22 protein-coding genes are annotated in these 22,625 nt (G+C 53.6%); 13 read left to right on the plus strand and 9 right to left on the minus strand.

Going from position 1 to position 22,625, the window contains the following annotated elements; all coding sequences use genetic code 11:
* Positions 1-193 precede the first annotated feature (193 nt).
* From ACR0CW_RS08085 to iscR, 4 genes are all read right to left on the minus strand, one after another.
* Complete coding sequence (locus ACR0CW_RS08085; RefSeq protein WP_480787392.1) at positions 194-679, minus strand: hypothetical protein; 486 nt, start codon at positions 677-679, stop codon at positions 194-196.
* A 202-nt stretch (positions 680-881) separates the two neighbouring features.
* Positions 882-2,402 (minus strand): Fe-S cluster assembly protein SufB, encoded by a 1,521-nt coding sequence (gene sufB, locus ACR0CW_RS08090; RefSeq protein WP_155143134.1) that lies wholly within the window; start codon positions 2,400-2,402, stop codon positions 882-884.
* An 18-nt stretch (positions 2,403-2,420) separates the two neighbouring features.
* Entirely contained in the window at positions 2,421-3,464 is a 1,044-nt protein-coding gene (locus ACR0CW_RS08095; RefSeq protein ID WP_480787393.1) for a cysteine desulfurase family protein, read from the minus strand.
* Positions 3,465-3,522: 58 nt separating this feature from the next.
* Entirely contained in the window at positions 3,523-3,981 is a 459-nt protein-coding gene (gene iscR / locus ACR0CW_RS08100; protein WP_170330340.1) for a Fe-S cluster assembly transcriptional regulator IscR, read from the minus strand.
* A 179-nt stretch (positions 3,982-4,160) separates the two neighbouring features.
* Between iscR and ACR0CW_RS08105 the strand changes: the two genes are divergently transcribed.
* The 3 genes from ACR0CW_RS08105 to ACR0CW_RS08115 are packed head-to-tail and all read left to right on the plus strand — an operon-like array spanning position 4,161 to position 6,222.
* Positions 4,161-4,814 (plus strand): alpha/beta hydrolase, encoded by a 654-nt coding sequence (locus ACR0CW_RS08105; protein WP_155143131.1) that lies wholly within the window; start codon positions 4,161-4,163, stop codon positions 4,812-4,814.
* A complete protein-coding gene (locus ACR0CW_RS08110; protein ID WP_155143130.1) occupies positions 4,814-5,059 on the plus strand; it encodes a hypothetical protein in 246 nt (81 codons plus the stop codon). Before ACR0CW_RS08105 ends, ACR0CW_RS08110 begins: the two co-directional genes overlap by 1 nt.
* Positions 5,056-6,222, plus strand: a complete 1,167-nt coding sequence (locus ACR0CW_RS08115) for an HD domain-containing protein (protein ID WP_480787394.1) — start codon at positions 5,056-5,058, stop codon at positions 6,220-6,222. Before ACR0CW_RS08110 ends, ACR0CW_RS08115 begins: the two co-directional genes overlap by 4 nt.
* 55 nt (positions 6,223-6,277) lie before the next feature.
* Here ACR0CW_RS08115 and ACR0CW_RS08120 read toward each other — a convergent pair whose 3' ends face one another.
* Positions 6,278-6,409 (minus strand): hypothetical protein, encoded by a 132-nt coding sequence (locus ACR0CW_RS08120; protein WP_256372778.1) that lies wholly within the window; start codon positions 6,407-6,409, stop codon positions 6,278-6,280.
* Between the two features lie 207 nt (positions 6,410-6,616).
* Here ACR0CW_RS08120 and ACR0CW_RS08125 point away from each other — a divergent pair, with 207 nt between their 5' ends.
* The 4 genes from ACR0CW_RS08125 (at position 6,617) to ACR0CW_RS08140 (ending at position 10,229) form a co-directional block, all read left to right on the plus strand.
* Positions 6,617-6,952 carry a DMT family transporter gene (locus ACR0CW_RS08125; protein WP_480787395.1) on the plus strand — a complete coding sequence of 112 codons (336 nt, stop codon included), beginning with the start codon at positions 6,617-6,619 and terminating at the stop codon, positions 6,950-6,952.
* Between the two features lie 76 nt (positions 6,953-7,028).
* Entirely contained in the window at positions 7,029-8,846 is a 1,818-nt protein-coding gene (gene typA / locus ACR0CW_RS08130) for a translational GTPase TypA (protein ID WP_480787396.1), read from the plus strand.
* A gap of 603 nt (positions 8,847-9,449) precedes the next feature.
* Positions 9,450-9,578: a hypothetical protein gene (locus ACR0CW_RS08135; RefSeq protein ID WP_480787397.1), complete on the plus strand. Its 129-nt coding sequence runs from the start codon at positions 9,450-9,452 to the stop codon at positions 9,576-9,578.
* A 30-nt stretch (positions 9,579-9,608) separates the two neighbouring features.
* Complete coding sequence (locus ACR0CW_RS08140) at positions 9,609-10,229, plus strand: hypothetical protein (protein ID WP_480787398.1); 621 nt, start codon at positions 9,609-9,611, stop codon at positions 10,227-10,229.
* Between the two features lie 85 nt (positions 10,230-10,314).
* Here the strand turns inward: ACR0CW_RS08140 and ACR0CW_RS08145 are convergent, their stop codons facing one another.
* The 4 genes from ACR0CW_RS08145 to recA form a co-directional block, all read right to left on the minus strand.
* Entirely contained in the window at positions 10,315-10,938 is a 624-nt protein-coding gene (locus ACR0CW_RS08145) for a transglutaminase-like cysteine peptidase (RefSeq protein ID WP_480787399.1), read from the minus strand.
* A 378-nt stretch (positions 10,939-11,316) separates the two neighbouring features.
* A complete protein-coding gene (locus ACR0CW_RS08150; protein ID WP_155141852.1) occupies positions 11,317-11,604 on the minus strand; it encodes a DUF1330 domain-containing protein in 288 nt (95 codons plus the stop codon).
* Position 11,605: 1 nt separating this feature from the next.
* Positions 11,606-14,278, minus strand: a complete 2,673-nt coding sequence (gene alaS / locus ACR0CW_RS08155) for an alanine--tRNA ligase (RefSeq protein WP_480787400.1) — start codon at positions 14,276-14,278, stop codon at positions 11,606-11,608.
* A 153-nt stretch (positions 14,279-14,431) separates the two neighbouring features.
* The gene (gene recA / locus ACR0CW_RS08160) at positions 14,432-15,496 is read right to left on the minus strand and encodes a recombinase RecA (RefSeq protein ID WP_170333218.1); all 1,065 of its coding nucleotides are present in this window, start codon (positions 15,494-15,496) and stop codon (positions 14,432-14,434) included.
* 643 nt (positions 15,497-16,139) lie between these two features.
* On the opposite strand from recA, the gene ACR0CW_RS08165 reads away from it, so the two are divergent.
* From ACR0CW_RS08165 to ACR0CW_RS08190, 6 genes are all read left to right on the plus strand, one after another.
* The gene (locus tag ACR0CW_RS08165; RefSeq protein WP_480787401.1) at positions 16,140-17,981 is read left to right on the plus strand and encodes a GumC family protein; all 1,842 of its coding nucleotides are present in this window, start codon (positions 16,140-16,142) and stop codon (positions 17,979-17,981) included.
* Positions 17,982-18,120: 139 nt separating this feature from the next.
* Complete coding sequence (locus ACR0CW_RS08170) at positions 18,121-19,554, plus strand: hypothetical protein (RefSeq protein ID WP_480787402.1); 1,434 nt, start codon at positions 18,121-18,123, stop codon at positions 19,552-19,554.
* Positions 19,555-19,639: 85 nt separating this feature from the next.
* Positions 19,640-20,578: a UbiA prenyltransferase family protein gene (locus ACR0CW_RS08175; RefSeq protein WP_480787403.1), complete on the plus strand. Its 939-nt coding sequence runs from the start codon at positions 19,640-19,642 to the stop codon at positions 20,576-20,578.
* Positions 20,575-20,979 (plus strand): hypothetical protein, encoded by a 405-nt coding sequence (locus tag ACR0CW_RS08180; protein WP_480787404.1) that lies wholly within the window; start codon positions 20,575-20,577, stop codon positions 20,977-20,979. Before ACR0CW_RS08175 ends, ACR0CW_RS08180 begins: the two co-directional genes overlap by 4 nt.
* Entirely contained in the window at positions 20,976-21,680 is a 705-nt protein-coding gene (locus ACR0CW_RS08185) for an HAD family hydrolase (protein WP_480787405.1), read from the plus strand. The genes ACR0CW_RS08180 and ACR0CW_RS08185 overlap by 4 nt, the downstream gene beginning before the upstream one ends.
* 3 nt (positions 21,681-21,683) lie before the next feature.
* Entirely contained in the window at positions 21,684-22,595 is a 912-nt protein-coding gene (locus ACR0CW_RS08190; protein ID WP_480787406.1) for a class I SAM-dependent methyltransferase, read from the plus strand.
* The last annotated feature ends 30 nt before the right edge of the window (positions 22,596-22,625 follow it).

A 22,625-nucleotide genomic window follows, 5' to 3' on the forward strand; every position in this document is an offset into this window, starting at 1 on the left:
CCTCACATACTTCGATGCCGCCTGATTTGGCAGCTTTATCTGATTGATCTCTGCAGGCCCGGGCCGTCACATCTCTGACCGAGATGTGACGGCCGCAGCAGAAACCATTGGTTTGAAAGAATCTTGTCAGTTACAGCACCATCGGCTGGCATCTGCAGATAAGTGTCAGTGATCGGCTCTGAGCTTTCCTCGATCAGTCGAAAGCGATCACTATACTGAACAGTCGGAGACTTGATGGTTCGGTTTGCTTTTTCACCATTTCCACCCAGTCTGGCCCATACACCTGCTCGAACGAGTCTGGGTAGGCCCAGACGGCATTGTGGAACGTGAACGTGGTTGCCATCATCGCCAATGCACTTGTCCGTGCGAATTCTTTCTGCCTGCCGTTCAACAGGAACGAAATCAGAAAGATCGCGGCCATGGCCAGAACAATACTGATCAGATCCTGAGAACCGGCTTTTGGATCGCCCGGCACGCCGATCATCTGAAACTGGATATAGCGCGAAAGGAAGACCGCCCCGACCCCCAGCAGAAACGCTCCGATGAATGAAATCGGATATGAAAGGCGATGCCAGATGGTGTCCCCGGACCGTCGAGATGTGCCTTTTGACGCTTCCTCCGCCCGGGCATTGATGCGTTCGACGCGTGATTGGAAGGCTGACTTTTGTTCTTCTATCATCAACGCGTCTACCAAATTCACAAACTCTATATCCGCGTCTGGATACCAAGCGTTGGAACGGCAGGCAAATCACCATTTTAGGGTGAGCCAACAATTGCTGTTGCAATGCTGGCGCGACTCCGCCCGGCACTGCGCAAACCACCGTGCGGACAGCCGAACGCGGCGCAGAGCCAGTTATGGTCCGGGTGTCCAACATAGCGAATTAGCCTACAGATCCTTCAAGACTGATGGCGACCAGTTGCTGGGCTTCCATCGCAAACTCCATCGGCAATGCCTGAAGGACGTCTTTGCAGAACCCGTTGACGACCAGTGCAACGGCCTCTTCCTCGTCCATACCGCGCTGGCGGCAATAGAACAGTTGATCATCGTCAACTTTCGAGGTTGTGGCCTCGTGTTCCACCCGGCTCGAGTTATTCTTTACTTCAATGTAAGGCACCGTGTGGGCACCGCATTTGTCGCCGATCAACAGCGAGTCACACTGGGTATAGTTGCGGCTGTCCTTGGCTTTGGGATGCATCGACACCAGCCCACGATAGGTGTTCTGCGCCTTACCGGCACTGATGCCTTTCGAGACAATCCGCGACTTGGTGTTCTTACCCAAGTGCACCATCTTGGTGCCGGTATCAGCCTGCTGATAGTTGTTGGTGATGGCGATCGAGTAGAATTCACCCTGGCTTTCATTGCCGCGCAATATGCAGGACGGGTACTTCCAGGTCACTGCAGAACCAGTCTCGACCTGTGTCCACATCACTTTGGACCGATCACCCCGGCAATCGGCGCGCTTAGTCACAAAGTTGTAAATGCCGCCTTTGCCGTTTTCATCCCCGGGGAACCAGTTCTGAACCGTCGAGTACTTAACCTCGGCATCTTCCTCAATAATGATCTCAACCACGGCTGCGTGCAGCTGCGCTGTATCCCGCTGTGGTGCCGTACAACCTTCGAGATACGAAACGTAAGACCCCTTGTCGGCGATGATCAAAGTGCGTTCGAACTGACCTGTGTTTTCCGCGTTGATACGGAAGTAGGTGCTCAGTTCCATCGGACAGCGCACGCCCGGCGGTACGTAGACAAACGATCCATCCGAGAACACAGCCGAGTTCAGGGTTGCATAGAAGTTGTCAGAAACAGGAACCACAGATCCCAGATACTTTTTAACAAGTTCCGGATGCTCACGGATTGCTTCCGAGATCGAGCAGAAAATTACACCATGTTTTTTCAGCTCATCCTGAAAAGTCGTACCAACCGACACCGAGTCAAATACCGCGTCCACAGCAACCTTGCGGCCTTCTGCGGGTGCATCCTCTGCACCTTCCACGCCAGCCAGAATCATCTGTTCTTTCAGTGGGATACCGAGCTTCTCGTAGGTCGCCAGAAGCTTGGGATCGACTTCATCCAGAGATTTCGGCTTCTCCTCCATCGATTTTGGACGAGCATAGTAATACTGGTCCTGAAAATCGATCTTCGGATAGTGAACCATGGCCCAGTTCGGTTCTTCCTTCTGGGTCCAGCGTTCGAACGCTGCAAGGCGCCACTCGGTCATCCACTCAGGTTCGTCGTTTTTTTCTGAGATCAGGCGAACGATATCGGGGTTTACGCCTTTTGGCGCATACTCCATCTCGATATCGGTATCCCAACCGTATTTATAGGTTCCGACCTCGCGCACCGCATCTACGGTTTCCTGATCGACACCTTCTTTTACCTGGGTCTGGTCCAAAGCGGCCATGACTCACCCTCCGTCAGATCACGCGGCGCGCGCGCGATGCTTTTTCTCTTTCTCAAGCCACGTTTCCGCGAAACGCAGCACATCTTCTTCGGTCGTGTGAGGGCCCAGCGAAACGCGGATCGCGCTGGCTGCTTTCACCTCATCATATCCCATCGCGGTTAGTACCGCGCTGGCCCGGACCTTGCCGCTGGAACATGCTGAACCTGCGCTGATCGCAAATCCGGACAAATCCATCTGCATCACTTGTGTTTCACCCTTCCACCCGGGTGTCGCAAAACACAAAGTGTTCGGGAGGCGATCCTGACCTTTCCCGACAAAAATAGTAGCTTTAGAACCGGCCTCAAGGGCCTTTTCTAGAATATTTCTAAGTTCTGCAACCTTTTCCCAAACGCCATCAGCCAAATCCCGGGCAGCCGCTTCAGCAGCGGCACCGAACCCTGCAATTCCAATGACATTTTCCGTACCCGAACGACGCCCCATCTCTTGGCCACCGCCCTTGATCTGCGCAGCCAAGTCGGTTCCGCGCTTCATCACAACAGCACCAACCCCTTTTGGACCACCCAATTTATGGGCGGAAATCAATGCCATCTGCGCTCCCAGCCAGTTGAAAGCCACCGGCAGTTTCCCAAAGGCCTGCGTCGCATCCGTCACTGCGATGCCCTGCGGTAGCTTTTGGATGATCCCAGTCTCGGAATTTGCAAGCTGAAGCGTCGAATCCTCAGGGTCAGGCACATCGACCACCCCAAGACTTGAAACTGAAAGATCTTCGATAGACCAAGCCCTTACAGCATCATGCTCAACAGCCGAGCCATGCAGGTTACGCCCAGCCATTGTCAAAGCGGCACCCTCGGTAGATCCGGAGGTAAAGACAATGTCGGCTCCATCCGCGCCAAACGCTGATGCGATCTGTGCCCTGGCCTTTTCGACTACAGCCTTGGCTGCTCGGCCCTCAGCATGAACAGAAGACGGATTACCACATACTTCCATAGCCGCAATCATTGCAGACCGCGCTTCGGGTCTCAGCGGCGTCGTAGCGTTATGATCCAGATAAACGCGATTCATGGATGCATCTTTTCCTGCGAAAAAGCTGTCTGGACTTTATGCTCAACCTCTATACTCATCAGTCATCAACGACCGAAAACAGGTTGGGCACCGCAGGACACGGCGCAAGATCGTTCTTGATCACATCAGACAACCGTGTCTGATGCAGGAAAACATAGACATGAGCACTGAGGCTCTCCCACAAACGATTGGTCAGTGACTGTGCCCGGCTGCCCGATGACCCGCCCGAGGCACCAGCCCCCTTGTGCATTGCATCAACGGTCTCATCCACTGCAGCCAGAATCTCGACCACGCGAATCTCAGACGCCGGACGCGCAAGCCTGTAACCACCACCCGGTCCACGCACAGAAGCAACCAGCTCGGCGCGGCGAAGCTTAACGAACAACTGCTCGAGATACGGCAGGGAAATATCCTGACGTTCGGATATTTCACCCAACGTGACCAGCGAATCTGAAGGCTGTAGCGCGATATCGGCCAGTGCGACCATCGCATAACGACCCTTGGTCGATAGCTTCATTTGTCTTCCCTCGTGGCAAGTATCGCGCGAAAACATTGACGCCGCCGCAGCCAGTGCGTATCTCCCACTGACAGCGTCTTCACGCTATGTATCGTAATTAGAACCGTTCTAAGGTGCCTGACGGATATCGTCAAGTATATCCCGGGGCCATAAGAGAAAAAGACAGGACCAAAGCACACATGCCCGAGGTGATTTTTCCCGGACCCGAAGGCCGTCTGGAAGGCCGCTACCACCCGCAAAAGGAAAAAGACGCACCGATCGCCATCGTGCTTCACCCGCATCCACAGTTTGGCGGGACCATGAACAACAAGGTGGTCTACAATCTGCACTATGCGTTCTACAACATGGGCTTTACCGTGTTGCGCTTTAACTTCCGCGGCGTTGGCCGCAGTCAGGGTGAATACGATCAAGGCGTCGGAGAGCTGAGCGATGCCGCATCGGCGCTCGATTACCTGCAGTCGATGAACAACAACTCCAAGCATTGCTGGGTTGCCGGTTTCTCGTTTGGAGCGTGGATCGGAATGCAATTGCTTATGCGTCGCCCTGAAATTACCGGTTTCATCAGCGTCTCGCCGCCAGCGAACATGTACGACTTTTCATTCCTGGCACCCTGCCCGTCATCCGGCCTGATCATCAACGGATCAGCAGATCGCGTGGCACCGCCCGCCGATACCACCACTCTGGTCAGCAAGCTGCATGAGCAAAAAGGTATCACGATCACGCATACCGAAGTCGAAGGCGCAGACCACTTCTTCCAAGATCGTCACATGGACACATTGATCGATCACACCACGGAATATGTGAAGCGTCGTCTGACAGAGAACACACGCTGATGTCGGACACCATCACAACCCTGGCCTCGAAACTGGCCGAGGACACGATGAAAGTGATGGATGAAACCGGACAGGACCGGTTTTACGTCGAAGTCGGTGAACTGCTGGGCGCGTCCTCGCAGTCTCTTGAAGAGGCGTATCTGACCGAGATTCGCGTACGTCTGGCCGAACGCAAGGCCAGACAATTCGTAATCAAGCGGTTGTCCGACCATCGCTCAAAACTGAAGGCCATAGAAAAACAATGAATGACCGTTTGCCTGCACAGATCGCTTTCCTGAAACAGGCAGACAAACTGAAATCGGTCGAGCGGGCGAATGTCCTGCTCGATCAATCCCGACCCGAGAACTCTGCCGAACACAGTTGGCACCTGACCCTTTGGGCGCTGGTCATGGAGCCGCTTGCGGAGAAAGATGTCAGTATCAACCGGGTCATTCAGATGCTGCTGCTTCATGATCTGGTCGAGATCCTGGTGGGTGATCACCCAATCCATCTGAAAACTGATTGGCAGGCCGTTGCACTGGCTGAAAACAAAGCCGCAGAAGAGTTGTTTGGCATTCTCCCCGAGGATCAAGCGATTGCGTTTCTAAACCTCTGGCGCGAGTTTGAGGAAGACAAAACATCTGACGCCCGCTTTGCCAAAATTCTGGATCGTTGCCAGCCACTGTTTCAAGTACTGTGCGCCGGTGAGCCGCGCCCTGATCATCTGGACGTTGTGCAGAGCAATCTGGATGGTGGACGCGCCGCCTATCTCGAATACGCTTTTCCTTATGCCTATGGGCACGCCCGGCAGATGTATTCCGGGGATACGCCGACAGATACTAATCTGTTTACTCAACGGCTTCCGTTTCTCACAGAAGCCGATCAGCTAAAGTCTGTACAGCGCGCTTCACGTTTGCTGTCCGGTGACCGCTTTGAAAACTCGGCCGAACATTCATGGCACATCATGCTGCATGCATGGGTTTTGGCGGAATACGCAGAACCCACGGTTAAAACTGACCGGGTCCTCAAAATGCTACTGCTGCATGACATTGTAGAAATCGATGCAGGCGACCATCCGATCCACGGGCAGGTTGATCACGCAGCCCAGGCCGCCAAAGAAGAAGCTGCTGCATCGCGATTGTTTGGCATGCTTCCTGCGGATCAATATGAAGAGTTTCTAGCCTTGTGGCATGAATTTGAGGCCGCAGAGACGCCTGATGCCCGGTTCGCCAAAGCAGTTGACCGAATTCAAACACCGATTGCCAATCTGGAAACGGGCGGCGGATCGTGGATCGATTACGATGTAACCTTGGCACAAATTGAGAGCCGGGTTGGAACATCTGTACACCGGGGCTCACCAAAGCTTTGGGCGTGGCTCAGGCCGCAGCTTGAGGATTTTTTCTCAAACTCCAAACCCGCTGCCAGTTAGTTTCAGAATAGAAAAAGAGGCCCGAAAGCCTCTTTATCCTTTACCCGGCGGACGCCTAAACCGCTGTATCATCAAACCGTTCAACCATCTGGGCTGCATCAATTTCGACGGACCCCCCGCCAGCAAGCCACCCAAGCGCCACAATAAGAGCCGAAGCAAAAATGACGTATTTAGCAAATTTCGTCATGACAAACACTCGTTAAACTTAAAATCAAAAACATCTAAATAATAACATAACTCCCCCAGCCCTCATAGTCGGGATTACCTGACCTCATGGAAGATATCTTCAACTATGCAGTGACAGAAAGCGATCGACTGGCCAACGAATCCGCTTGCCCAGCATTCCGGTTTCGTGCTCAAGCTTGCGCGAAAATCAGCGAGAAGGTTCTGCCTGGTGCCCAAAGCTTATCTGATCCTATTGCTGGCTGTTGTTGCTGAAACCATTGGAACAACAGCCCTTCAGGCAAGCCAGCAATTTACCCGCTTCTGGCCATCTGTCCTTGTTGTATTTGGCTATGGATGCGCGTTTTACCTGATGGCTCTCACACTCAAGGTCATGCCGGTCGGCATCGTCTATGCGATCTGGTCAGGTCTGGGAATTTTCCTCATCGCGTTGATTGGATTTATCGTTTTTGGACAAAGGCTGGATTGGCCAGCCGTATTCGGTCTGACAATGATCATGGCCGGAATTCTGGTTATTCACCTGTTTTCGAAGTCAGCAGGTCACTGACCACCGGTTAGGGCTGGTATATTTGTTCGCGTCGCGTTATGCGCGCGGCAACTTCCCGTTCAAAGGCTGACCTCTCATGGACCTGCGCAATATCGCAATCATCGCTCACGTTGACCACGGCAAGACGACTTTGGTCGATGAGCTGCTTAAACAATCCGGTGCTTTCCGGGAAAATCAGGCTGTGGCCGAGCGCGCCATGGACAGCAACGATCTTGAGCGTGAGCGCGGCATCACCATTCTGGCCAAGGCGACTTCGGTCGAATGGAAAGGCACGCGCATCAACATCGTCGACACACCTGGTCACGCCGACTTTGGCGGCGAAGTAGAACGTATTCTCAGCATGGTCGATGGTGTTGTCCTGCTGGTGGATGCTGCCGAAGGCCCGATGCCGCAAACCAAGTTCGTGACCTCCAAGGCGCTGGCGCTGGGCCTGCGCCCCATCGTGGTACTGAACAAGGTTGACAAACCTGACGCCGAACCTGACCGCGCGCTGGACGAATGTTTCGACCTGTTTGCAAACTTGGGGGCCGACGATGACCAGTTGGACTTCCCCGCCATGTACGCCTCGGGCCGTTCGGGCTGGGCAGATATGGAGCTGGACGGACCGCGCAAGGACCTGACTGCCCTGTTCGATCTTGTCGTCGATCACGTCCCTGCCCCGAAACAGGCCGAGAAGAAAGACGAACCCTTCCGCATGCTGGCCACCACACTGGGCAGCGACCCTTTTATCGGTCGCATCCTGACCGGCCGTGTCGAAAGTGGCACGCTGAAAGCCGGTGACAGCCTCAAGGCGCTGAGCCGCGGCGGCACGCTGATCGAGAATTTCCGTGCGTCAAAGATCCTGGCCTTCCGTGGTCTAGCGCAACAGCCCATCGACGTAGCCGAAGCCGGTGACATCGTCACCATTGCTGGCATGAGCAAGGCAACCGTGGCCGACTCGCTGGTATCGCCGCAGGTCGAAGAAGCCCTGCCCGCGCAGCCTATTGATCCACCAACGATCACCGTGACCTTTGGCATCAACGACTCGCCTCTGGCTGGACGCGACGGCAAAAAAGTCCAGTCACGTGTGATCCGTGATCGACTGATGAAAGAAGCTGAATCGAACGTCGCGATCCGCATCACCGATACTCCGGGCGGCGAAGCCTTCGAAGTCGCTGGCCGTGGGGAATTGCAGATGGGTGTTCTGATCGAGAACATGCGCCGCGAGGGCTTTGAGCTCAGCATTTCGCGTCCGCAGGTTCTGTTCCGCGAGGAAGACGGACAGCGTCTGGAGCCGATCGAAGAAGTCACAATTGATGTGGACGACGAATACTCGGGGGCGGTTATCGAAAAGATCACCGGCGCCCGCAAAGGAGAATTGGTCGAGATGCGCCCCGCGGGTGCCGGCAAAACCCGCATCATCGCGCATGTGCCTTCGCGCGGCCTGATCGGCTATCACGGTGAGTTCCTGACCGACACTCGCGGCACCGGCGTTCTGAACCGCGTCTTTCATGGTTGGGCGGCACACAAGGGCCCTATCCCTGGTCGTCGTGCAGGGGTTCTGATTTCGATGGAGAATGGCCAGGCTGTAGCCTACGCCCTCTGGAACCTCGAAGAGCGTGGTCGCATGTTTGTTGGCCCGCAGACAGATGTCTATCAGGGCATGGTCATTGGCGAGCATTCGCGTGATAACGATCTGGAAGTGAACCCTCTGAAGGGCAAGAAACTGACGAACGTACGCGCCAGCGGATCTGACGACGCAGTAAGACTCACTCCGCATGTCCAGTTCTCGCTGGAGGAAGCAATCGCCTACATCGATGACGATGAGCTGGTTGAGGTTACACCCAATGCCATTCGTCTGCGAAAGCGGTTTCTTGACCCCCACGAACGCAAGCGCATGGCTAAATCAGCCTGATTTAAGGCAATTTCATGCCGAACAGTTTGGAAACAATGGCACACCTGTGACATTTTTTCATCCATTCTGAAAATGATCAGAAACCGAAGGCCTGCCGTTACGTCAGGTCTTCTTTCTGATTTCTATGGATAATCTACTTATAGGTGAGTCAACTTTAACGGAATCCCTCAAGTACGCCCTTGTAAATCCGGCCGGACAAAGGTGTATTTATGTCCAAAGTGTGACGTTGTTCATAAACACCGATGGTTTAACGGTGCATAAGGCAACGGAGTAAGTAAAGAGTTTCAAGGAGAGGCGCTATGCGCATCAAACCGCGTTTGTTATCTTTCGTTTTTGCTTCCGCGACATTTCCCCTACTGGCCGGTGGTGCAACACAAGCAGCCGAGAAATGTACGGTTCGAACAGCTAAGCAATCAGTTTCAACCGAAACGCTCTGCGCATGTACAGTCGTTGACGCGCGAATGTTGCGTTATATTCAGCGGCGCGCTGACTTCGAGGACATTCTTGCCCGCACCTTGAAAACCTGCCCGGGCTTTGCAGCGGTGCTCACCGACTTTCCAACAGCAACAGTTTCAGCGACCGATCAGCGGTCTGGTGACGGCCGTGCGAACGAAAATGATGAAGATGTCGTCGGCAGCGGCACCGGTGGTGGAACTGGCGGCAGTGGTTCGGGTGGCAGCGGCTCAGGCGGCAGCGGCTCGGGTGGCGGCTCCGGTGGGAGCGGTGGTGTAACTCCAACTGGCGGTGGTTCCGGCGGTAGCGGTGGTTCCGGCGGTAGCGGTGGTTCCGGAGGCAGCGGCGGTTCCGGAGGCAGCGGTGGTTCCGGCGGCAGCGGTGGTTCCGGCGGCAGCGGTGGTTCCGGCGGCAGCGGTGGTTCTGGCGGCAGCGGTGGTTCTGGCGGCAGCGGTGGTTCTGGCGGCAGCGGTGGTTCTGGCGGCAGCGGCGGTTCTGGCGGCAGCGGCGGTTCTGGCGGCAGCGGTGGTTCTGGCGGCAGCGGCGGTTCTGGCGGCAGCGGTGGTTCTGGCGGCAGCGGTGGTTCTGGCGGCAGCGGCGGTTCCGGCGGCAGCGGTGGTTCCGGCGGCAGCGGTGGTTCCGGCGGCAGCGGTGGTTCCGGCGGCAGCGGTGGTTCCGGCGGCAGCGGTGGCTCTGGTGGCGACGGCGGCGGCTCTGGTGGCGATGGCGGTGGCTCTGGTGGCGATGGCGGTGGCTCTGGTGGCGATGGCGGTGGCGGCGATGGCGGCGGCTCCGGTGACGGTGGCGGCGGCGATGGCGGCGGCTCCGGTGACGGTGGTGGCGGCGATGGCGGCGGTTCCGGTGACGGTGGTGGGTCCGGCGATGGCGGCACAACCGGTGGTCAAGGCGGCGCTGGCCTCGACTGATTAGGCTGCAGAACGATCAAAGGGCGCGATTACACGCGCCCTTTCCTATATCGGTTTCTCGAAACCAGAATTCGATAAGCTGTTTGAACTCAGCTTCTTCCGTATACACCAACCCATCTACGCGGCTGCTTGGGGTCCTGCATACGCAGGAACAGATATTGTGTCGCAGACCAGGGTTTAATCTTATTGGTCAGGTTATCTAAGACAAGATCGCCCTGGCCAGAACGATAAACCAAAACTGCATGAGCGTTCCGACGCGTATCCAGTACGGTAGCGATAAGCAGTTTACTGGGATCTATACCTGCCCTGATCAAATCTCTTTTTTTAAGCAGTGCGAAGTCCTCGCAATCTCCGCCCAGAGATGTTGGCAGCGCCCAGCGTTCACGCGTTTTGTACTGCGATTGATCACTCACCGAACGTGTCGAAGCGTTGACCTGCCGGTTGATTTGTTTGACCAGACGCAATTCCTGATGACTGGGAAGCGAAATCGCAGCCTTTTTTGCACAAGCCCAAGTGTATTGCCGGCAAAGTTGCTGAGCCCCGGCCGGTGGCGGTGACGCTGCCACGCTTGGAATAAAGGCAGTTTCTGCCGCGTTCGCGTTTGTTCCTGCGACGACCGATCCACAAACCAGCGCAACAAGCCCAATGGTCCGGGCTGAACCCGCAGCAGTGCGCGCAACAAATGCGCCAAACTTGATGCCAAACGATTTCATGCCTGTCCCTCAATCCATGACCAACGATTGATTGCCGCAAGCCAAGACCATATTCGGTTTTAGGAACTTATCCGTAAACACCTAGGCCAGTGCAATCTTAGCTCAAGTTGGAAGGCAAAAGCGGCGGAAATTCGTCACTCAATATGGCCATTTCTGCTCAAGAAAGTGGCATCAATGGACACAATCTGTGATAGAGTGATCGCTCAATCAGAGGTAATGCACCCTGCAAGCGATTGATTAAACATGCTTTTTTTAACTTAAAAACCACCCCGTGCATCGCAAGGGTGGCTCTATACGTCAATTAAGTGGCAGATGCCTCCACAACCTTGACGGCTCAATGTTTTTACTCGGATTCGACTGTGCGAACCGAGATGATTCTCATTCAGTGATCTCTACAACAACCAATTCACGTTCACTTGCCCCGCGAGCGTGATCCAGCGCTTTCTGGTATTCAGGTGAGTGGTAGCAATCCACAGCTGCGTCAACTGACGGGAAACGAGCGACGACATTTCGAGGTCGCTCTTTTCCTTCCAACTGAACATAGCGGGCTGCGCGCGCGATGAATTCACCACCGTGTTTCGCGATCGCCGGACCAGCCAGCTCTGCGTATTTTCCATAGGCCTCAGTGTCAGTCACTGTGACATGTGCGATCCAGAGTGCTGCCAATTTATCCTCCCAATACCTGTTCTGCGGCTTTGATCGCTGCATCGGAATTGGATGCATCTTTGCCACCGCCCTGTGCCATGTCCGGGCGACCACCGCCGCCCTTGCCACCCAATTCAGCTACGGCTGCCTTGACCAGATCGACCGCGGAAACAGTGTCGGTAAGATCTGAGGTCACACCCGCAGCTACCGCTGCCTTGCCACCCGCGTCGGCGATCAGCAGCACTGCCCCCGAACCCAAACGCGCCTTGTGTTCATCGATGAGCGCGGGCAGATCCTTGCCGGAAACACCGCTCAATGCCTGCGCAAGGAACTTTACGCCATTCACATCCCGGGCTTCATTATTGCCACCAGAACCAGGTCCACCGGCCATGGCGAGGTCACGGCGCAACTGCGCAACTTCGTTTTGCAGCGCTTTGCGCTCTTCCAGAAGGGACTTCACACGTCCGACGACATCATCGGGCTGTGCTTTAAGCTCCAGCGCAACCTGAGCAACGCGTTGATCCTGAGCGGACAGATATTTGAACGCTTCATCACCGGTCAGGGCTTCGATCCGACGCACGCCTGCACTACTGGCACTGTCACCCAGCACAATGAACGTGCCGATATCTCCAGTTTGGCGAACATGCGTTCCGCCACACAATTCGATCGACCAGGTCTCGCCATCGTGCCCTTTGCCCGAAGGCGCCTTGCCCATCGACACAACGCGAACTTCATCACCGTACTTTTCGCCAAACAGGGCCTGAGCACCGAGTTCGCGTGCATCGTCCGGTGTCATAATACGTGTTTCAACAGTTGAGTTTTGGCGAATGAAGTCATTCACCTCCCGCTCAACCTTTTTGACTTCTTCAAGCGTCAATGCCTTGGAATGGCTGAAGTCAAATCGTAGACGATCCGCGGCATTCAGCGAACCACGCTGTGCTACATGATCTCCCAATGTCTCCCTCAACGCCTCATGCAGCAAGTGTGTGGCCGAGTGGTTTGCCCGAATGGCGGTCCGGCGTGCATGATCGACCTCAAGTTCCACTGCATCACCCTTACCGATGGTGCCGTGATCAACAGTGATTTTGTGCGCGTAGACCTTGCCATCTGCAAATTTTCTGGTGTCTTCGACGCGGGCGATATCATTGCGATCTTCCAGGCGACGAATTTCACCGGTGTCGCCGATCTGACCACCCGCTTCACCATAGAATGGCGTCTGATTGACAATCAGCCAACCGCTGTCACCCTTTTCGATTTTGTCGACCAGCGCACCATCAACGACCAGCGCAGCCACCTGCCCTTCGGCTTTTTCGGTGTCGTAGCCGAGGAAGTCTGTTGCGCCTGCCGTATCCAGAACATCGAACCAGACGGCCTGATCTGCGGATTCACCCGAACCGGCCCATGCCGCACGAGCCTTGGCCTTTTGTTCGGCCATCGCAGCATCAAAACCATCTGTATCGACGGTGCGACCCTTTTCGCGCAAGGCATCCTGTGTCAGGTCCAGCGGAAATCCGTATGTGTCATATAGTTTGAATGCAGCATCCCCGGGCAGCGCCTCGCCTTCCGACAAACCGGAAACTTCGTCGTCCAGCAGTTTCAGACCGCGATCAAGGGTCTGCTTAAAGCGGGTTTCTTCCAGCAGCAGCGTCTCTTCGATCAAAGCCTGCGCTTGTCCGAGTTCCGAGTATTGCGCACCCATCAACTGCACCAAGGTTGGCACCAACTGATACATCACCGGATCCTTAGCACCCAGCAGATGTGCGTGGCGCATGGCACGGCGCATGATCCGACGCAGAACATAGCCACGCCCGTCATTCGAGGGCATGACCCCATCAGCAATCAGGAAAGATGTCGACCGCAGGTGGTCCGCAATCACACGATGGTGCACGTTCTGATCCCCATAGGGATCGACATTAGTGACATCTGCCGAAGCCTCGATCAGTGTCTTGAACAGATCGGTGTCGTAGTTGTCGTGGCTCCCCTGCAGCAAGGCACCGATCCGCTCGAGCCCCATACCAGTATCGATCGACTGCATGTCGAGTTCCACCATCGAGCCGTCTTCGAACTGCTCGTTCTGCATGAAAACGATGTTCCATATCTCGATGAAGCGGTCACCGTCTTCTTCGGCCGAACCCGGAGGGCCACCCCAGATGTGGTCGCCGTGGTCATAGAAAATCTCGGTGCATGGTCCGCAAGGACCAGTTGGGCCCATCTGCCAGAAGTTATCGCTGGTAGAGATACGAATGATCCTGTCCTCGGGAACACCGACCTTTTTCCAGATTTCGAACGCTTCGTCGTCAGTATGATACACAGTGGTCAGCAGTCGGTTCTTGTCGATGCCGAATTCCTTGGTGATCAACTCCCAAGCAAATGGGATCGCCTCGGGCTTGAAGTAATCACCGAATGAGAAGTTGCCGAGCATTTCAAAGAACGTGTGGTGACGAGCCGTATAACCTACATTGTCCAGGTCATTGTGCTTGCCGCCTGCACGCACACATTTCTGCGCCGTCGTGGCACGCTGATAGTCGCGTGTTTCGACACCAGTGAACAGGTTCTTGAACTGCACCATGCCTGAGTTGACGAACATCAGAGTCGGGTCGTTGCGCGGCACAAGCGGGCTGGACGCGACCACTTCGTGCCCTTGCTTGGCAAAGTAGTTCAGAAAGGTTGAGCGGATATCGTTCAGCGTTGGCATAAGGCTCTCTCAGCGCGCATTCAAATTGTTCTGCGAAGGTTTATCCCCGTCCCCCCGGATAGTCCACAGCATTGGGACCACTAACGAAACAAGGCGGCCCGATTGGACCGCCTTGAGTAAATTGCAGTGGTTCTGACGTCCCCAAAAGGACAGTTAGGCCTCCAAGATGTCATCTTCCTCAGCGCTCGGGGGCATGTCGAAATCAAGCCCGTGCGCGGCGCGAATCTTATCCTCGATCTCTAGCGCAGCGCGGCTGTTGTCGCGCAGGTATTGCTTGGCGTTCTCACGCCCCTGCCCGATCCGTTCATCGCCATAGCTGAACCACGAACCCGACTTTTCGACCACGCCTGCTTTTACACCAAGATCCAGCAGTTCGCCCATTTTCGAGATGCCTTCGCCATACATGATGTCGAATTCAACTTGTTTGAACGGCGGTGCGACCTTGTTTTTGACAACCTTCACTCGTGTCTGGTTGCCAACAACCTCATCCCGGTCCTTGATCGCGCCAATTCGGCGAATGTCCAGACGAACCGAACTGTAGAATTTCAGAGCATTACCACCGGTCGTCGTCTCCGGGCTGCCGAACATCACGCCGATCTTCATCCGAATTTGGTTGATGAAAATCACCATACAGTTCGAGCGGCTGATCGAGCCGGTCAGCTTACGCATCGCCTGACTCATCAGGCGGGCCTGAACGCCCACATTACTGTCGCCCATGTCACCTTCGAGTTCGGATTTGGGTGTCAGCGCAGCGACCGAGTCGACCACGACCATGTTGACCGCGCCCGAACGCACCAGCGTATCAGTAATTTCCAGTGCCTGTTCGCCGGTATCGGGCTGAGAAATCAGAAGTTCATCCAGATCGACACCCAGCTTACGGGCATATTGAGGGTCCAGTGCATGTTCCGCATCCACGAAGGCACAGACCCCACCGCGCTTTTGCTGCTCAGCAATACAATGCAGCGTCAGCGTCGTCTTACCCGAGCTTTCCGGCCCGTAAATTTCAACAATCCGACCCATCGGCAGACCACCGATACCCAGCGCAATGTCCAGCCCCAGTGAACCGGTCGAGCTCGCGTCGATATCTTGCTTGGCATCTTCGCCAAGCTTCATGATCGAGCCTTTGCCAAACTGTCGTTCAATCTGTGCCAGCGCGCTGTCGAGCGCCTTTTGCTTGTCTGCGTTTTTCTTATCGCTCATCGTCAGAAGATCCGCCATTGTCCTGTCGCCTTCTCTTTTGTCACACCCTTGATCGGGCGGCAATCGCTGCTTTGTTCGCCTCTTGTTCCTTATGGGACCAAAAAGAGAACATTTCAATAAAAACTTTACGGACCCACTGTTCTTCAAAGGAGTTAAGGAGTCGTTTACAGCCACGTTTCCGTTGATTTCACGGCTAGCGCAGAGGGTAAGGCTTAAGAATTAAGAGCTAATTTTCAGAGCAATGCCCCTGTCAGCAAAGACGTAGAGTGATCACTTGGATTTACCGCGGGTTCTGCCAACACAAAATCTCAGACACCACATAAGCGACCCCATGCATTGGATATCGGAAAACGATTGAACGCCACTCATTGTTTACCGATGGGAAACATTAGCTCAAAACACCCCCTATTTTCGATGCAGCCATCATGCAGATACGCATCCGAAAAATTTGGCCCTTGGCCATTCAAACCGAACAATAGTGATCAAATTCGCATACTTTCAGTCCTCGACACTTATGATGGAGGTATAAAACTGCGGCTTCATTGGGAAATAATCTACCGCGTTAAAGAAAGTGAGGATAAAACATCGTCACTATATTTTACTGGATTCTGATACCCATTTAGCGTCGTAATGATCGGGTTATTAAGGTTGGAGTACTATCGTGCATTCTTCGAATGGCGTTGTCGGCAGTCAGGATGAGACCGGCGACTTCATAAATATCTGGCTACTTCTGCGTCGTAACCTGAAGGCCATCGCAATATTGGTCGTTGTCACCGTTGCGCTTACAGCCATTTACATGTCGTCGATCCCGGATCGATATCAAACCAAAGCACAGATGGTGCTGGCCGTATCAGAGACACGTTTCAGTGAAGCGACCGGCCGTATGGAGACATTTGAGTTTGGCCGCGCAAGCGTCGAAACAGAACTGGCCAAGCTTCGTTCCAGAGACTTCGCGGAGCAGGTCGCCGAGCAACTAAGCCTATTTGACAACAGCAGCTTCGTTAACAACATCAGTAAAACTACGGGCCTTCCGATCCCGGAAGAGATCCACCGCGAAGCGGTAATCGACAAAGTCCTTAGCTCCTACAGCGTATCCCGTGCCGGAGAGAGCCACGCAGTTACCGTTGAAGGGCGTTCGACCGATCCGGTACTTGCCGCAAGTTTGGCGAACACTGTCATTTCCGTCTATATTGAAAACGAATTGAGCGGACGCGTCGCTCGTTTGGAAAAGTTCATTTCTGACCTGAAGCGACGTGTTGGACTACTTGGAGAAGAGCTCACTCAAGCTGAAGCAGAACTCGCCGAGTTCATACGCAACGACAGTTTGGACGACGACCAGGTCATGGTGCGTCTCAGAAGCAACGTGGAGCGGGAGAAAGCGATTCTATCTGCCGGTATCGAACAGGGAATTTCGGTAGAAGAAGAGCAAGTTCTGCGGGCACGCGTCGCGGAAGCTGAAGAAAAACTGCAAGTGCGCACACGCTCGGAACTTTCCCTCCTCCGCAAAGAGCGTGAGATCGAACTTCTGCGCTCGAGGTTTCAGACGGCAATAGACAACCTGAATCTGCTTGAGACACGCATCGGACAGGTTGAGGAAGGTACTGTGCAGGTCTCAGTCGCCCGTGTTCCCATTTCACCTTATGCGCCTAACCGGGTACTCGCATCGCTGCTGGCTGGCATGATGTCGATTATTCTGGGCTTTATTGTCGCCTTGGTTCGGGAAGGTTTGGATCGAACTATCAGAAATGAACAGCAGATACTCAAAGCTACTGGGCTGCGAAATCTCGGCTACTTCACCAAACAAATTAGCTCAGATGCCAACTCTGAGCATGTAATCGAGGATCTGCTGAACAACCCGCGATCCCCTCTGGCCGAGGCCGCCCGTGGCGTGTTGACCAACTGTATCAAATTTCAGGATGCGAAGATCATCCTGATTACTTCGGGCCTCCCGAACGAGGGGAAATCCCTCGTCAGTTCGGTGCTTGCTGCGTCCGCTGCCGCAGATGGCATGGATACGCTGCTGATCGATCTCGACACACATCGACGCGGGTCTACCAAACTGCTGTTTTCAAACCCTGATGACGTGCAACGATCAGACATCTACGGTGACAACCTGATTGTGCAACCGGTGCCGATCGCGGCTCAAGCAGCGGGTACTCTGGACCTGATTACGGTCGAGTCTCCTACCCGCGAACTCACAGATGCCGCCGACAACAAACTGCGAAAGCTTCGTGATGCGCTCACTGCAAGGTACGATCTGATTGTGATCGATACTCCTCCGGCGCTGATTTTGGATGAGGTTTATCGCAACGATGCTTTGGTAGATGCGGTATTGCTGGTCGCGCGTTGGGGAAAAACCAGACAAGACGCCTTTGGGACCGTCGCTCGTCGCCTTTCTCTTGCCGGGTTCAACGTTTTGGGGACAATTCTAAATGATGTAGACCCCAAGAAATTCCGTTGGATCGGTTACGATGGATACTACGGGAGCTACGACGACTACTAATCCACCTTCAACGAGTGATCTTGTGGCTGTCTGGCCCAGGATCACTGGAAACCCAGCGGCTCGTGAGACCGCAAACCACAATTTCTCACTCGATTTGTAAACCATTGGTGATCAGTATCAGTATTCGGAGTGTCAATTGATGGAACGCAAAGCTGAACCCCAGCTTCGACAAGGACTACTCATTGTTGTTATCGCTCTCGGCGCTGCGGTCATTCAGTCCGTCTTTCAGCTGTCGGATGTGTTTTTGTCAAAGGATTCAATAGGCTACATTAATGCAGAAGCTTATCGAGGTGTCGTTTATCCAGCATTCCTCGACTTATTTGAGTCTCTGGCGCATCCGCTTCGTGCCGCGGTGATTGCTCAGACTTGGTTGTTTTCGATTGCTGCAGCTGTGCTTGCGGTCACATTTGCAAAGTTCTCAGGAAAACCCAATCTGGGCTTGGTCCTGATCCTGTTGCTCATCGTCAACCCGATGACTTACTATTTTAACAACAGCATCTTAACGGAGTCCCTATTCCAAAGCTCACTCTGTCTGTTTTTAGCGGCCATCATACGCTTGTGCTATAAATTGGACTGGAAGTCTTGCGCGTTGCTGGGCCTGTCTGCCGGCCTGATGGTTATCAGCCGCCCCGTTGGATATGCTGCTTTGCCAGCACTGGTTGTGACATTGATTGCCAGCGGATTTCTGAACCACAAAAAAATCTGGAAAGCCGCTGTGTTTTCAATTGCCAGCGTGGTTCTCGTACTGGCAGCCGAAAAGTTCGCTTATGCTCTCTATCAGGATGCCGAGCGTGAAAGTGTTCTTGGAAACGTGCTGTTTTCCAAAAGTGGTGTCATTTCAGCGGGCGAAAGCCCCTATCCTGCCGAAGATCCGCGGACCGAGATCTGGAACTTTCTTGAATACGGCGAAGCACAGGCAGCGAGAGAGGCAATCGCCAAAGCTCCGCCAGGCCACATCTCGTTTTTCATCCTACATGGATACGAGGCTGACATGCTGTTCAGGTACAAGAAAGACGAACTGGCTGCCTTGGCCGAACAAGCCGGTCGACCTCAGCGCCAGTTGATGGGCGAAGTTGGGGCGGAAAGGCTTAAGCGGAACGTTTCTGGCTTCTTGTCTCTACCGCTCAAGCACTACATCGCGCACTGGCAACCATTCTACTACGCGATTTCACAAGAAGAGATCGACGACTACATTGCAGTCAACTCGCCGCTACCCATGGACAATGCCTCTGGCCGCTTTAACAGAGATGTCTATACGCCACCCTACGCAACAGCAATTCACATCGTACTGGCGATCGGCTGGGTGATTTCCGTAACAATACTTGTGCTGTCGGTGCTTTGTTTCGGAAAAAACTGGAATGGACGGCGAATGCTAACCTGTGCAGGCTTAGCTGTTCTTTTGCTGCACGGATTGCTGTTATTGTCTTCTATAGTATCGATCGCTGCGGTTCGCTATCTCGCGGTTCTTTGGCCTATCGTCGCTGTCGTCATGTGCGCTGGTGTTGTTTTGATTTTAGAGCTGAAGGTGTCGGGGCAGCAGGCTGCGGAACCTGATCCTGGATTGAGCAGTTAGAACTATTTGTAAATTGCATGTGCCTGTCTCTGTCGAGAAGTCTGTTTCAGATGGCACCTGTGGTAAAAAGTGAAAGAGTTGAGGTATGAAAAAAGCTGGTTTTCGGGACTATGTCTCGCTTGCGCGAATAGACCATTGGTTCAAAAACATATTTATCCTCCCGGGCGCGATACTTGCATGGATCATGGGAGCGCAGGTTGACGCGGGTATTCTTGTAAATCTGCTGATCGGCATATTTTCGATATGCTTGATCGCGTCTGCCAACTACACGATCAATGAATGGCTGGACCGTGAGTTTGATCGCCATCATCCACTAAAAAAAGAAAGAGCCTCTGTTGTAACTGATGTGGACGGGCGCATCGTGTTTTTGCAATGGGCCGGTCTGAGCATCGTAGGGCTTGTTCTGGCTTACTCGATCAATTTCCCCTTCTTTCTGACGGCCCTCGCCCTTTTGATCATGGGTGTCATTTACAACGTCAAACCTATTCGATCCAAAGACCGGGCTTATCTTGATGTACTGAGTGAGGCGATCAACAACCCAATCCGGTTCTTTGCCGGATGGTACATTCTTGTCCCGCCAATCGTGGCGCCGTCCAGCGTCTTGATTTCATATTGGTTTGGCGGTGCATATCTTATGGCGATCAAGCGTTTTGCCGAGTATCGAACGATCGATGACCCCAGTCGCGCAGCGCTCTACCGTGCGTCCTTCAAGAACTATGATGAATCAAAGCTGCTAGTTTCCGCAGTAGTCTATGCGATCCTCTCGACCGCATTTCTCGGAGTGTTCCTGACGAAGTACAAAGTAGAATTGCTTCTATCGCTACCTTTCGTGGCTATGCTGTTCGGGCGCTACCTGTTTGTTGGGCTCGCGAAGGACTCCATCGCACAAGCGCCCGAGAACCTGTATAAACAAAAAGGATTGGTTGCGCAGGTTCTGATACTGGTTGTCGTCATGTTCGTCCTTTTGCAGATAAAACTGCCCTTCCTTGAAGAGATGCTGGAAATCAAAGCTGTAGGCACTTGAATGACGCGTCAGAGGCCAACGTTCATTTTGCTTCCACTGAACTTTATCGGCGGGCTCATAGCGCTGGGTGTACATCTGGTCGTTATGTCCCTGCTGATCATGTTCACCGAGATAAATGCGGTGGTGGCCAGCGTGATTGGCTTCTTTTGCGCGATACCTGTGAACTACATATTTCAGCGAAAGATAGTGTTTCGATCGTCGGCCAGAGTCGGTCTTCAGTTTTTGACCTACACCAGCGTTACGATGATATCGGCTGTGCTGAATGCCATTTTATTTGCCGGATTGTGGAAAATTCTTCAGCCGAACTATATCTTAACCCAGATAATCGTAACCGCGGTCATTTTCTTGCTGAATTTTTTTGTCAACAAGAACATCACATTCGCGCGGAGACGCTAACATGACTTCTGCGCATCTATCCTCTGTTCCAGCTACAGCGCCTGATCTGGTTGTTTTTGACCTCGACCAGACGATTACAACAAATGACACATACGTCTACTTTCTATTGAGCGTTCTGCGCAAAAGACCCTTGCGCCTGGTCTATTGCATTCCCCTGCCCTTTGCCGTCGCCATGCATAAAATGGGTCTCCGGAACAACACGTGGCTCAAGAGAGTTTTTCTGCGTGCTATCTGTGGCGGATGTGAACGTGAGTTCGTTGAACAGCTTAGTGACGAGGTCGCCGGACGTGTGATCTCGAAAAAGCTCAGACCTGGCGCTATTCCGGTGTTGGAGAGACACAAAAATCACGGTGATCGGATAGCCATCGCAACGGCGAGCATTGATATCTACGCCCTCGCAATTGCCGAGAGGCTGGGCATTGATAAGGTAGACGTGCTTTGCACACAGGCACAGTGGAGCGGAAGTAAACTGACCGGCGATCTGGCCTCACAAAACCTTTATGGTTCGAACAAGACGCGAGCGGTACAGAATTGGGCAAAGTCTGCAGGTCGTTCCGACATTGATGTGGCTTACAGCGACCACCATTCGGATTTTTCATTACTTGAATCCGCTAGGCACGGTGTTGCTGTTAATCCGAATGATCGCCTGATGAAGCTGGCGTCCGAAGCCGATTTAGAAGTAGTTGATTGGAATGTGATTGGTTAAGAAATGGTTGATGTTGCTCAAAGTTTAGAACTCGGATCGTCTGCTACCTGTTGGTTATGCGGACAGCACACGTTGGTAACGGTGCGCGAAAGTAGTCTTCCCCAGGATATATCAAAGGATAATTTTAAGATCTCCAATTCAGACTATGGAGTTACAGCATCTATAGATCGCTGCTCCAATTGCGGGTTCCATCAGTGCACCGACATGATGGATGTTCTTCAGTTTTATGAAGACATGGACGATCCCGGCTATGAAGAAACGCGCGAACAACGCGCGTTGCAGGAACGTGCGCTTTTGAAGCGCTTGCCGCAACCGACCGCAAGCAACCCACTGCGCTTGCTCGATGTGGGTGCCGGTTCAGGTATTCTTGTCGAAGAGGCCCACGAAATGGGATTTGATGCGGTTGGTATTGAGCCATCGCAGAGCCTTCAGGAAACAGCAAATGACCTTGGTATTCCTGTTCTGAAGGGCGTACTTCCACATCCTGAAATCTCGGGGAAATTTGATCTTATTACCATCGTGGACGTGATCGAACACGTCCCCGATCCGGTAGGCCTCATAGCGACGGCTGCAGAGTTGTTGTCCGAGAATGGTACTTTGATCGTCGTTACGCCCGACCGCCTTTCATTGGTCGCAAGGCTGATGGGACGCCGGTGGTGGCATTACCGTGTCGCGCATATCGGCTATTTTGATCCCAAAACTATTAACTTTGCGCTCGAGAGAGCGAACCTAAGACAGACAGAATTCCGTCGACCGACCTGGTACTTTCCGATCAACTACCTGTTGGAAAGAACGCTTAGCTATTTTCCGAAATGGATGCGTTTCAAGTTTCCTGACTTTATCGGTCAGCTCGTTGTCCCGCTAAATCTTCGGGATTCAATGATCGTCGGAGCGCAGAAAATTTCAAAAGACTGAGCTTGCATGCACAAGTGTTCAGTCACTAAC

It is taken from the genome of Ruegeria sp. CH6, assembly GCF_056537005.1.

Excerpts from the sequence above, each read along its gene's own strand:
- ACR0CW_RS08085 (WP_480787392.1), bottom strand. The coding sequence starts at position 679 with ATGATAGAAGAACAAAAGTCAGCCTTCCAATCACGCGTCGAACGCATC.
- sufB (WP_155143134.1), bottom strand. The coding sequence starts at position 2,402 with ATGGCCGCTTTGGACCAGACCCAGGTAAAAGAAGGTGTCGATCAGGAA.
- ACR0CW_RS08095 (WP_480787393.1), bottom strand. The coding sequence starts at position 3,464 with ATGAATCGCGTTTATCTGGATCATAACGCTACGACGCCGCTGAGACCC.
- iscR (WP_170330340.1), bottom strand. The coding sequence starts at position 3,981 with ATGAAGCTATCGACCAAGGGTCGTTATGCGATGGTCGCACTGGCCGAT.
- ACR0CW_RS08105 (WP_155143131.1), top strand. The coding sequence starts at position 4,161 with ATGCCCGAGGTGATTTTTCCCGGACCCGAAGGCCGTCTGGAAGGCCGC.
- ACR0CW_RS08110 (WP_155143130.1), top strand. The coding sequence starts at position 4,814 with ATGTCGGACACCATCACAACCCTGGCCTCGAAACTGGCCGAGGACACG.
- ACR0CW_RS08115 (WP_480787394.1), top strand. The coding sequence starts at position 5,056 with ATGAATGACCGTTTGCCTGCACAGATCGCTTTCCTGAAACAGGCAGAC.
- ACR0CW_RS08120 (WP_256372778.1), bottom strand. The coding sequence starts at position 6,409 with ATGACGAAATTTGCTAAATACGTCATTTTTGCTTCGGCTCTTATTGTG.
- typA (WP_480787396.1), top strand. The coding sequence starts at position 7,029 with ATGGACCTGCGCAATATCGCAATCATCGCTCACGTTGACCACGGCAAG.
- ACR0CW_RS08145 (WP_480787399.1), bottom strand. The coding sequence starts at position 10,938 with ATGAAATCGTTTGGCATCAAGTTTGGCGCATTTGTTGCGCGCACTGCT.
- alaS (WP_480787400.1), bottom strand. The coding sequence starts at position 14,278 with ATGCCAACGCTGAACGATATCCGCTCAACCTTTCTGAACTACTTTGCC.
- recA (WP_170333218.1), bottom strand. The coding sequence starts at position 15,496 with ATGGCGGATCTTCTGACGATGAGCGATAAGAAAAACGCAGACAAGCAA.
- ACR0CW_RS08170 (WP_480787402.1), top strand. The coding sequence starts at position 18,121 with ATGGAACGCAAAGCTGAACCCCAGCTTCGACAAGGACTACTCATTGTT.
- ACR0CW_RS08175 (WP_480787403.1), top strand. The coding sequence starts at position 19,640 with ATGAAAAAAGCTGGTTTTCGGGACTATGTCTCGCTTGCGCGAATAGAC.
- ACR0CW_RS08185 (WP_480787405.1), top strand. The coding sequence starts at position 20,976 with ATGACTTCTGCGCATCTATCCTCTGTTCCAGCTACAGCGCCTGATCTG.
- ACR0CW_RS08190 (WP_480787406.1), top strand. The coding sequence starts at position 21,684 with ATGGTTGATGTTGCTCAAAGTTTAGAACTCGGATCGTCTGCTACCTGT.